The 8,940-nt window shown below is 61.6% G+C and carries 11 protein-coding genes and 1 pseudogene; 10 read left to right on the top strand and 2 right to left on the bottom strand.

All coding sequences use genetic code 11. The annotated features are described in order from the left end of the window. The first annotated feature begins 153 nt into the window (after positions 1 to 153). From VD811_02030 to VD811_02000, 7 genes are all read left to right on the top strand, one after another. Positions 154 to 786 carry a nucleotidyltransferase domain-containing protein gene (locus VD811_02030; protein ID HXV19751.1) on the top strand — a complete coding sequence of 211 codons (633 nt, stop codon included), beginning with the start codon at positions 154 to 156 and terminating at the stop codon, positions 784 to 786. After that, a complete protein-coding gene (locus VD811_02025; GenBank protein ID HXV19750.1) occupies positions 767 to 1,111 on the top strand; it encodes a hypothetical protein in 345 nt (114 codons plus the stop codon). The genes VD811_02030 and VD811_02025 overlap by 20 nt, the downstream gene beginning before the upstream one ends. A gap of 172 nt (positions 1,112 to 1,283) precedes the next feature. Continuing rightward, positions 1,284 to 1,721 (top strand): thioredoxin domain-containing protein, encoded by a 438-nt coding sequence (locus VD811_02020; GenBank protein HXV19749.1) that lies wholly within the window; start codon positions 1,284 to 1,286, stop codon positions 1,719 to 1,721. Positions 1,722 to 1,812: 91 nt separating this feature from the next. Then, positions 1,813 to 2,148: a nucleotidyltransferase domain-containing protein gene (locus tag VD811_02015; protein ID HXV19748.1), complete on the top strand. Its 336-nt coding sequence runs from the start codon at positions 1,813 to 1,815 to the stop codon at positions 2,146 to 2,148. After that, entirely contained in the window at positions 2,145 to 2,534 is a 390-nt protein-coding gene (locus VD811_02010; GenBank protein HXV19747.1) for a HEPN domain-containing protein, read from the top strand. Before VD811_02015 ends, VD811_02010 begins: the two co-directional genes overlap by 4 nt. A gap of 314 nt (positions 2,535 to 2,848) precedes the next feature. Further along, entirely contained in the window at positions 2,849 to 3,748 is a 900-nt protein-coding gene (locus VD811_02005; protein HXV19746.1) for a hypothetical protein, read from the top strand. Between the two features lie 46 nt (positions 3,749 to 3,794). Beyond that, the gene (locus tag VD811_02000; protein HXV19745.1) at positions 3,795 to 4,064 is read left to right on the top strand and encodes a hypothetical protein; all 270 of its coding nucleotides are present in this window, start codon (positions 3,795 to 3,797) and stop codon (positions 4,062 to 4,064) included. Between the two features lie 34 nt (positions 4,065 to 4,098). Here the strand turns inward: VD811_02000 and VD811_01995 are convergent, their stop codons facing one another. Both VD811_01995 and VD811_01990 read right to left on the bottom strand, forming a co-directional pair. After that, complete coding sequence (locus tag VD811_01995; protein HXV19744.1) at positions 4,099 to 4,860, bottom strand: transglycosylase SLT domain-containing protein; 762 nt, start codon at positions 4,858 to 4,860, stop codon at positions 4,099 to 4,101. A gap of 604 nt (positions 4,861 to 5,464) precedes the next feature. Continuing rightward, positions 5,465 to 5,662 (bottom strand): annotated as a pseudogene (locus VD811_01990) (Rdx family protein). Positions 5,663 to 5,977: 315 nt separating this feature from the next. On the opposite strand from VD811_01990, the gene VD811_01985 reads away from it, so the two are divergent. The 3 genes from VD811_01985 to VD811_01975 all read left to right on the top strand — a co-directional run. Next, on the top strand, positions 5,978 to 7,126 hold the full coding sequence (locus tag VD811_01985) for a hypothetical protein (protein HXV19743.1): 1,149 nt from the start codon (positions 5,978 to 5,980) through the stop codon (positions 7,124 to 7,126). A 406-nt stretch (positions 7,127 to 7,532) separates the two neighbouring features. Then, complete coding sequence (locus VD811_01980) at positions 7,533 to 8,702, top strand: hypothetical protein (GenBank protein ID HXV19742.1); 1,170 nt, start codon at positions 7,533 to 7,535, stop codon at positions 8,700 to 8,702. Next, on the top strand, positions 8,699 to 8,940 hold a 242-nt coding region (locus VD811_01975), incomplete at its 3' end, for a MoaD/ThiS family protein (protein HXV19741.1). The genes VD811_01980 and VD811_01975, both read left to right, overlap by 4 nt.

Below are 8,940 nucleotides of genomic sequence, written 5' to 3'. Positions count from 1 at the left end.
GCTTTCGAATCGACCGAATGCTGAGAAGAGGTTACGTAAAAAACAGGTCTGGGGGCGGACTGGTCCGGGATTGACCGAATTTGCAACCCTGCAGGCCTGACACCCCCACTTTCTTATGCAGGGGAGGCGAAACTGCAGTTGATAATTCCCAATTTGGGTATTATCATTCCCTCTATGGGTATGAACAAGGATACTCCATCCGGAATAGGCGACGCTCTCTTTACCAAGACGCAGCGGCAAGTGTTGGGGCTGCTTTTCGGCAATCCGGACAGAACCTATTACATCAACGAGATTGTCCGAATGGCCGAAGTCGGGATCGGGACCGTCCAGCGCGAACTGGAGAAACTCACGGCCGCCGGCCTGCTGACGGCCAGGAAAGTCGGCAATCAGAAACATTATCAGGCCAATCCCAGATCGCCGATCTTTCAGGAACTGCGAGGCATCGTTCTGAAAACCTTTGGTGTCGCCGATGAACTGCGGCAGGCACTCGCACCTTTTTCGGCAAGGATCGCGGTCGCTTTTGTCTATGGCTCCATTGCCAAAGGGGTGGATACGGCAACCAGCGATATCGATCTCATGGTCATTTCCGGTGATCTGGGTTATCCCGAGGTCATCAGCGCCTTCGCCGTTGCGGAAGCAACCCTCGGCAGGGCAGTCAACCCGACACTCTATAGCCCTGCTGAGATCCGTCGCAAGCTGGCCGAAGACAACAGCTTCCTGAAGAGAGTGGCCGAACAGGAAAAAATCTTTCTGATCGGATCGGACGATGACATCCCCAAACCTTGAGAATCTGGTCAAAACCGGCCAACTGAAACGGGAGCCCGGCGACCGGAGAGAATTCGAAGGTCTGGTCCGATCTGCCCGGGCACGCCTGGCCGATGCCCGCAAGCACGCCTTATCCATCGAAAGCCGCTTCGATCTGGCCTACAACTCCGCGCATGCTCTGGCCCTGGCGGCATTGCGCTGGAACGGATACCGCTCCGACAATCGCTACATCGTCTTTCAATGCCTGCCTCATACGCTGGGGCTCGGGCCCGAGGTGTGGCGCGTGCTGGCGCTTTGCCACCAGAGGCGCAATCGGGGAATACGAGGGGTTCCTGGAGATCGATGAGCAACTCGTGAATGACCTTGTTGCAGCAGCCGTTGTCCTCGAAGGCAGTGTGGCCGAGTTGAAGCCCCTTGTGTGAAGCGCCACATATAAAGGTGGAGAAATTAAATCCGCCCCTTTTTCGGTCGTAGCGATTCCGGACCTGTCCTCTCTCCTCTGAGCCAAGGGAGGCCCCATGTCAACCTACACCGTCACCTGCAAAGCCTGCGGCACAGCCAACCGGATTCCCGCCGACAAGGAGGGAAAGGCCGGGCGCTGCGGCCGCTGCCACGCGGCACTGGCGCCGCTCTACTACAGGCCGCAGCCGCTCACCGAGCGCACCTTCGACCCCTTCGTGCAGAGCTATCCCGGCCCAATCCTGGCGGAGTTCTGGGCACCCTGGTGACCGCATTGCGTCGCATTCGCACCGTCGGTGCGAACCATCGCGGAGCGGCTGGCGGGAGAGGCCGCCGTCGTGCAAGTCGACACCCAGGCGAATCCGGCGCTGGCGGCGCGCTTCGGCGTGCGCGGCATTCCGGTGGTGATGCTGCTGCGCGGCGGCAAGGTCGTCGATCAGCTCGTCGGGGCGCAGTCGGTGGAGGCGGTCGTCGCCTGGTTCCGGCGGCAGCGGTGAGAGGGGCTGAGCGGGGTTTGGCGTTGACAGACGGGCGGATTTGGGTGATTCTGGCGACGCGTCTATCATTGCGGTTCGGGAGAAAAAATTCATGGGGTCGAAGCAGCTTCAGCTCATCGAGGAGATAAAAAATCGCCTCAGCGTCCTGAATCCGGCCAGGATCATCCTTTTCGGATCCCATGCCCAGGGTTCGGCTGGCGTCGACAGCGATATTGATCTCATCGTGGTCTTGAACAAGGAAGAATCATCGGGCAGCTTCCGGGAAAAAATGACGGACACGGTCACGGTCAGGAAGCTTCTTGCCGACATCAACCGCCAGGTGGCGCTCGATGTGCTGGTGTACAGCAAAAAGGAATGGCAAACCCTTCTGGATTCCCGGAGCTCTTTTAGCAGGGACATTCTCGAAAAGGGGATAACGCTGCAATGACGGGGGCGGCGAAAGAATGGCTCGCCAGGGCTAAAGAGGACCTGGATACGGTCGGGAAGCTCCTGGATGACGAGGGGCTGACCAACATCGCCGCCTTTCATGCCCAGCAGTGCATCGAAAAATGCTTCAAGGCGGTTATCGAGGGCGCCGATAAACCCGTTCCCCGGATTCATGACTTGGTGCGTCTTTCAGCACTTGCCTCCGAAATCGCGGAAATGCCGGCTGATGAGACAACTCTGATCGAGCTGAGTACGGTTTACCTCGATTCTCGGTATCCGGTAACAACCGGATTTCTGCCCTCCGGTAAACCTGATTTGCAGGATGTCAGACGATATTATCAAACGGCGGCTGGGATTTTCAGATTGGTGGATGGCCGGGGGAAATAAGTAAATTGTCCCCGGAACCCTTTAAATCCCATTAAATGGAAGACAGGCAAAGCTGAGGGGGACAGGCTCGTTTTTAATTTCCAGGAGGGCGATGGCGGGTCAGGCTTGACAAAGGGGATTCGATTTCCATGCGTCACCTAAGCCTGGCTTCAGTTGCGGCGGGCTTGGAGGGACGCTCCGGGGTCAGACACATCATTCGGATATTCCACCTCCTCAGGGCCGTGGTGTCCAGGCTTGCCATTCTGCCATTCACGCCCCTTCCGCAGCACTGAAGCTCCTTGACACCCTGCCGCCCCATCCCTATCCTTCCCTTTATGAAATTCTCCCCCCGCCTCCTTTTCCCTCTCCTGCTCTTTCTCGCCCTCGGCTGCTCGTCGCTGTACGGGCCGCCCTACGACGCCAGCCGCTTTCAGAGCGCCGCCACCGCCCTCGACGGCCGGGTGGGGGTCTTCACCATGAAGCGCCTCGTCTACCGGCCGGCCGCCGGCATCCTCGCCTTTCCCGACGGCGGCATCCCCCGCTACCTGATCGACCGCAACTACCTGGGGCTGTATGACTTTGCCACCGGCGTAACGCGGATCCTCCTCGTCGAGAATGCCCTCAAGCAGGATTGGCTCCCCGGGAGTTCTTCGTTCCATGTGGTGGCGGCCTACGGCCCGAAGGTCATCGTCCGCACCTCCGGGCAGGTCAAGAAGAGCTACGCGTTCCTCAGCGAGAAGTGGGTGTACGACCTGGAGCGGGAGACGCGCGAACCCCTCCCCATCGACGCCGAACTCGCGGCGCGCGGACGCGAACTTAAATATTTCTATCTCACCGACGCGTCGGGGACGCTGGTCGTCGTCGCCCACGCCGCCGGCGACCCGGCGCCGCAGCGGGAGAAGGCGGAGCACCTTCTCGTCCGCGGCCCCGGCGGCGACTACCTCGAGATCGGACCGATGATCGACTACTACGGATTGCGCGGCGGGGAGCTATTCTACTGGTCGCCGGAGCACCGGCTGATCGCCGTCGATCTCGCGTCCGGCCGCCGGCGGGAGGCGGCGCGGCAGGAGGCGCTGGGGCTGTCGACCGACCCGAAGGCGGGGCTGGCTCAGGAGCCGTCCCTCACCGTTCAGCAGGGGGAGAATAGCGCCCTGGCGGTCGGACGCCGGCATGCTGGCGGCTGGGCCTACGAGCCGCTCCCCTTTACTGTAGAGCAGGTCGCCGGCGAGCCGTAAGGCCGCTTCGCATACAACTAAGTTTCAAACATATTCCGAGGATGTGATGACCGAAATCGAAGAGCAGCGCAGCAAAGGCAAGGAGATGCTGAAGGAAGTCGCCCTCCGTTACGCTTCCCAGCACGGACTGCGGCCCGACAGGGTCGAATGGGTGGAGCAGGGGGGCGACGAGTGGTGGTTGAAGGTCAGCACCGAACAGCACTCGGTCAAGGTCGTTTTCTCGCTGGCCGAGATCGAGGATTTTGCCGGAAGCGGTGCTGGGACAGGGAGTTCAAAAGCCAAAATCCGCAATGCCTTTGCCGGCCTGGCGATGTAGGAAAAAAGCCGTCTTGGTGAAGCATATTGCAGACTTAACTCTCATTATGCCCTGAGAGTTGCGCAGCGAAAGCTCTCCGCAAATGCAGCACCCGCTGCGCATAAACCGTACTCCTGGGGATCATTCCCGCGGCGGCAGGCTCGCCTCCGTTGTAGTAAAGCAATGCTTTTTCCAGGGAGCCGCACTCCAGCACCAGCGCCGACAGGACCGCCTCCGAGCCCTTGAAAGACTTCACCGGATCAAAGTAATCGTCCCGGTTTTCCATGATCCCTTTCGCTTTCAGGTAGGAGTGCCAGTCCTTGGGACAGAGTCCGTGCATGCCCAGGGCTACCCCGTCGGGGTGTACGACATCTGCCCGCAACCCCGCCTCCACCAACCCGATCGCCAGGTAAAGACCCGGGTCGGTTGTGTGGGCAAGGGCCATTTCCGCTGCAGGACGGATGATCCCGTGATCGAGCCAGGCGGCCTCCTTCTTGATCTTCGCGACCAGGGCGTCGACCTTGCGCTTGAAAGCCAGCTTCTCTTCCAAAAGTTTTTTTTCTTCTTGCAGCTTTTCGATGGTGGCGTCTTTCGCCTTGTTCTCCGTCTCCAGGTGCAATAACCGGGCAAAGGCTTCCTGTCCTTTGAGACTCAACGTCCCCAAGGCAACGCAGATTGAGACAAGAATCACCACAATCACACGCAGCTTCCAGACCTTGCCCAAAACTGCGTGCAGGGCTTCCTGCGGGATAACCATGATGTCGCCGAGCAGGTTGTATGGCCTCCCTTTCAACAGATTGTTCATCATCTTGATCATCGTGATCTCTCCTCAATTTGGGGATTGATAGCGCGACGACTTTCCGCCTTTTCCTGTTTTGCAAATAAGCAAGCAGTCATCCGAGAATGGGGTTGTGAATTCCGATAATCACGCAGCGATTTTTTAACAACATAACCAAGTAACCGCTCATGTCAAGCTCAAAGCTACTGAAGTGGCAAGGTGGCCGAGACCAGCAAGACACATCAGGAACCATCAAAAGCCTGGTGTGGCAGCCGGGCCGGCGAGAACCTCCTTCCTGTGGGAAAGGACGAATCGCCGCCGAGGGCATGGACGGCATGGCTGAAAGATCGTATCATTGAGGTAGCAGGTTTCTCCCCCGACTCGAATGAAAGGGAAGAATCATGAAAAAGTCATTGCTGGCAAAACTGTTGTTTGTAACGATAGCGGCGACGAATCTGTCCGGTTGCATCTTCTGGCCCTGGTGGGACCACGGACACCATCACGGCGAATTCAGGCATGACGGCCATGGCGGCGGTCATCACGGCGATCATGGCGGTGGAGGACGTGGCAAACATTAAAGCAATACAGGGTCAGCCCTTGACTCAGGCCAAGTCCAGCATCAAGGGCTGACCCTGTACCTTTCTCAGGACCGGCCGCACGGACCCTCGCCGCCGCGGATTGTCTCCAGCAGCTGCGCCTCGTCGGGGAACTCGCCCGTCCGCTTCTTGGAATAGACCAGGTTTCCGTCGACCACGACTTCAAAAACCCCGCCGCTCGACTCGATCAGCCTGACCTCCGCCGCCATCGCCTCTGTGATCCTCTCCGCCAGACTGGCGGCCCGTTCGCGATAGCCTCACCGGTTGCAGTATTCGATGGTGACCAGCATGATGCTCCTCCCTGCGAGAAAATTGCCTGCGGCTGTGAGCATGTGGCGTCTTGGGCGCTGGGCTCACTCACAGTATACCGCTTGCGGCCCGGGCCGGCGAAATTGGGCCATTCGTCTGGCTAACCGACATCGCTTTTTATGGATGTCGATGTCCAGTGCATTGGCGTCGGAATTGCATTGCCCTTTGCAGCAACAGCATTGAAGCGAAGCCCAATTCTGATCCATCCCTGGTGCTGCGCGTGCAGAGGTTGGGAACAAGGAGGAGTTGCCATGAAAAAGTGGTTATTGACCGGCCTGATGTTGTTCCTGATCGGCCTGATCGGGTGTACCCCCAGCATCTACGGCGTGCCGCAGGAACGCTGGGACACCATGGGCGAACAGGAACGGGTTGCGGTGATGGAAGCGTATCAGGCCCGGCAGGCCGTCCTGCAACAACAGCGGGAGGAGCGTGCCCGGCAGCAGGCCATCGAAAGAGAGCACCAACGCGCCATCGAGGCCGAAGAGGCCCGGCAGCGCCAGTTGCAGGTCGATGCCGTCTACCGGGGCAAGGGGGTCTATGGCGATCTGCTGCGGGTGACCATTCAGGATGGGCGCCTGAAGTTCCGCGGGGACCACAAGCCGTACCAGCCGGTCGCCTTCAAGATCGCCGCCGGCGAGACCAAAAAGGTCGAGGTCGTCGACCTCAGGGGAAGAACAGCCAACCTGCTGGCCAGCTACGACGGCAGCAACCTGCTGCTGGACGACCACCCGGACGCCAGACGATCCCATGCCGCCCGGCTGGTCTACGAGGATGGCTGGGAGGAGGGGAAAACCTATGCCAATCTCAACGCCAGGGGCCCACTGGAACTGCGCGGCGTGACCGTCACGGTGCAGGTCCTGGGGGAGCCGCCCCGCGACCGCCGGACCGGCAGACGCCCGCAGGTCATCGTCATTCAGCAGCCGGCACCGAAACCCGAGAACCCCCAGATCATCCTGAGCAAAGAGAAGGAACATCGCCCGCAGAAACCGGAGACGGTGGCCGTCGAGGCGCCGCCGCGGCACGACAAGCCGGAAGTCGTCGCCAGGGAACAGCCGACTTACAAAAAACAGCGGGCCAACGTGCCGCCCTCCCGGGTTAAAGTCACATTTAACAAGGGGCAAATTCAGATCAAGGGGAAGTCCTGCCCGCTCACCCCGCAATCGATCGACCTGCGTGAAGGTGAAACCCGTACCATTGCCTTGCAGGGGCCGCTCGGCCGGGTTAATGTCCGGGTCAGCTACCAGGGGGGAGAAATTGCCATCGACGACCATCCGGGAAAAGGCAAAGCGGACACCCGGCTGAGTTTCAGCCAGGAGTGGCGAAACGGGTCGACCTACCGGATCAAGGCGACCGAGAGCCGGTTTATCGAGGATCTCGACATCTCTGTCCTGGCGATGTAGAGAGAAAACCCTCACTGTGCAAAGCCACACCCCCGCGCCGTCCCTCCGCAGCCGAAGATTTGCGGGAATGAACCTGTTTCTTCTTGCGCTGGAAGAGTAGAGTAGAAACCATCAAGGGTCCGGGGTGGCAGCCGGGCCGGCGAGAACCTTCTTCCTTCCTTTCCAAATTAACAGCAGGGCCGGTCACGGGAGCCTCCTTCTCTCCCTGACCGGCCTGACTGTTTTTGGGGCCCGCCACTTCCGTTCTCCCCTCTTTGTGCAACTCCCCCCCCAGCGAAAGCAGTTCTCGCCGTCACCTGCACGGTGTTGCCGGCCCGATTGCGCGCCCGCGGTTTTGCAGTATTGTGGTAGCAGATGCTCCCCGAGACTGCAACGGACGGCCGCAAAGGCCGGGAAGGAGATAGTTATGACGACGATGCCACAGGCTTCCTCGCTACCGGCCACAGGGCCGGTCACTCTGCTGGTCGCAACCCGCAAGGGCGCCTGGTTTCTCAAGGGGGACCGCGGACGCCGGAGCTGGGCGATCGAAGGGCCGGTCTTCCTGGGCCACATCGTGCACCACCTCGTGCTCGATCCGCGTGACCGGCGCACCCTGCTGATGGCCGCGCGCACCGGCCACCTGGGGCCGACCGTCTTCCGCTCCGCCGACGGCGGCAGGAACTGGCAGGAGGCGTCCCGGCCGCCGGCCTTCCCGAAGGCGCCCGAGGGGAGCAAGGGCCGCGTGGTCGACCATGTCTTCTGGCTCTCGCCCGGACACCCGGGGGAACCGGGCGTCTGGTATGCCGGCACCTCGCCGCAGGGCCTGTTCCGCTCCGAGGACGGCGGCGACAGCTGGCAGACGGTGGCCGGATTCGAGGACCATCCGATGCGGCCGCAGTGGACCGGCGGCGAGCAGGACGGCACGCCCGACGGGCCGAAGCTGCACTCGATCCTCATCGACCCCCGCGACCCCGCCCACATGTACCTCGCCATGTCGAGCGGCGGCGTCTTCGAGACCGTCGATAAGGGGCGCGACTGGCGGCCGCTCAACGCCGGCTGCCGGGCCGACTTCCTCCCCGACCCCTATCCCGAGTTCGGGCACGACACCCACCGGCTGGCCCTGCACCCGCGGGAGCCGGACATCCTCTACCAGCAGAATCACTGCGGGATCTACCGGTTGGACCGCCGGCAGGGGACCACCTGGGTCCGGATCGGCGAGAACATGCCGCAGGAGGTCGGCGACACCGGCTTTCCGCTGGTGCTGCACCCGCGCGACCCGCAGACCCTGTGGGTCTTCCCGATGGACGGCACCGAGGTCTGGCCGCGCGTCAGCCCGGGCGGCAAGCCAGCCGCCTATGCGACCCGCGACGGGGGCCGGAGCTGGCAGCGTCTGGACCGCGGGCTGCCGCCCGCCCAGGCGTGGCTGACGGTAAAGCGGCAGGCGATGACGGCCGATGCCCACGAACCCCTCGGCCTCTACTTCGGCACCACGTGCGGCGAGGTCTGGGCGAGCCCGGACGAAGGGGCGCAGTGGTCCTGCATCGCCCGCCACCTGCCGGAGATCTACGCCGTCGAGGCGGCGGAGATGGCGCCATGAAAGTCTTCGTCCCCACGCCGCTGCGCTCCTACACCGGCCAGCAGCCCTGCGTGGAGGCGCAGGGGGCAACGGTCGGCGAGCTGCTGGCAGACCTGGAGCGGCTCTATCCCGGAATCCGCTTCCGGATGATCGACGAGCAGGACGCCATCCGCCCGCACATCCGGATCTTCGTCAACGCCGAACAGGTCCGGGACCTCGGGGCGCCGCTCGGCCCCGCGGACGAGGTGCAGATCCTGCA

This window comes from Desulfuromonadales bacterium, from assembly GCA_035620395.1.
GTDB lineage: Bacteria > Desulfobacterota > Desulfuromonadia > Desulfuromonadales > DASPGW01 > DASPGW01.
The sequence above is the reverse complement of the archived record's forward strand: the minus strand, read 5'-3'. Positions and strand labels throughout refer to the sequence as shown.

Coding starts and splice junctions, on each gene's coding strand:
- VD811_02025 (HXV19750.1), top strand. CDS start 767: ATGACATCCCCAAACCTTGAGAATCTGGTCAAAACCGGCCAACTGAAA.
- VD811_02015 (HXV19748.1), top strand. CDS start 1,813: ATGGGGTCGAAGCAGCTTCAGCTCATCGAGGAGATAAAAAATCGCCTC.
- VD811_02010 (HXV19747.1), top strand. CDS start 2,145: ATGACGGGGGCGGCGAAAGAATGGCTCGCCAGGGCTAAAGAGGACCTG.
- VD811_02005 (HXV19746.1), top strand. CDS start 2,849: ATGAAATTCTCCCCCCGCCTCCTTTTCCCTCTCCTGCTCTTTCTCGCC.
- VD811_02000 (HXV19745.1), top strand. CDS start 3,795: ATGACCGAAATCGAAGAGCAGCGCAGCAAAGGCAAGGAGATGCTGAAG.
- VD811_01995 (HXV19744.1), bottom strand. CDS start 4,860: ATGATCAAGATGATGAACAATCTGTTGAAAGGGAGGCCATACAACCTG.
- VD811_01985 (HXV19743.1), top strand. CDS start 5,978: ATGAAAAAGTGGTTATTGACCGGCCTGATGTTGTTCCTGATCGGCCTG.
- VD811_01980 (HXV19742.1), top strand. CDS start 7,533: ATGACGACGATGCCACAGGCTTCCTCGCTACCGGCCACAGGGCCGGTC.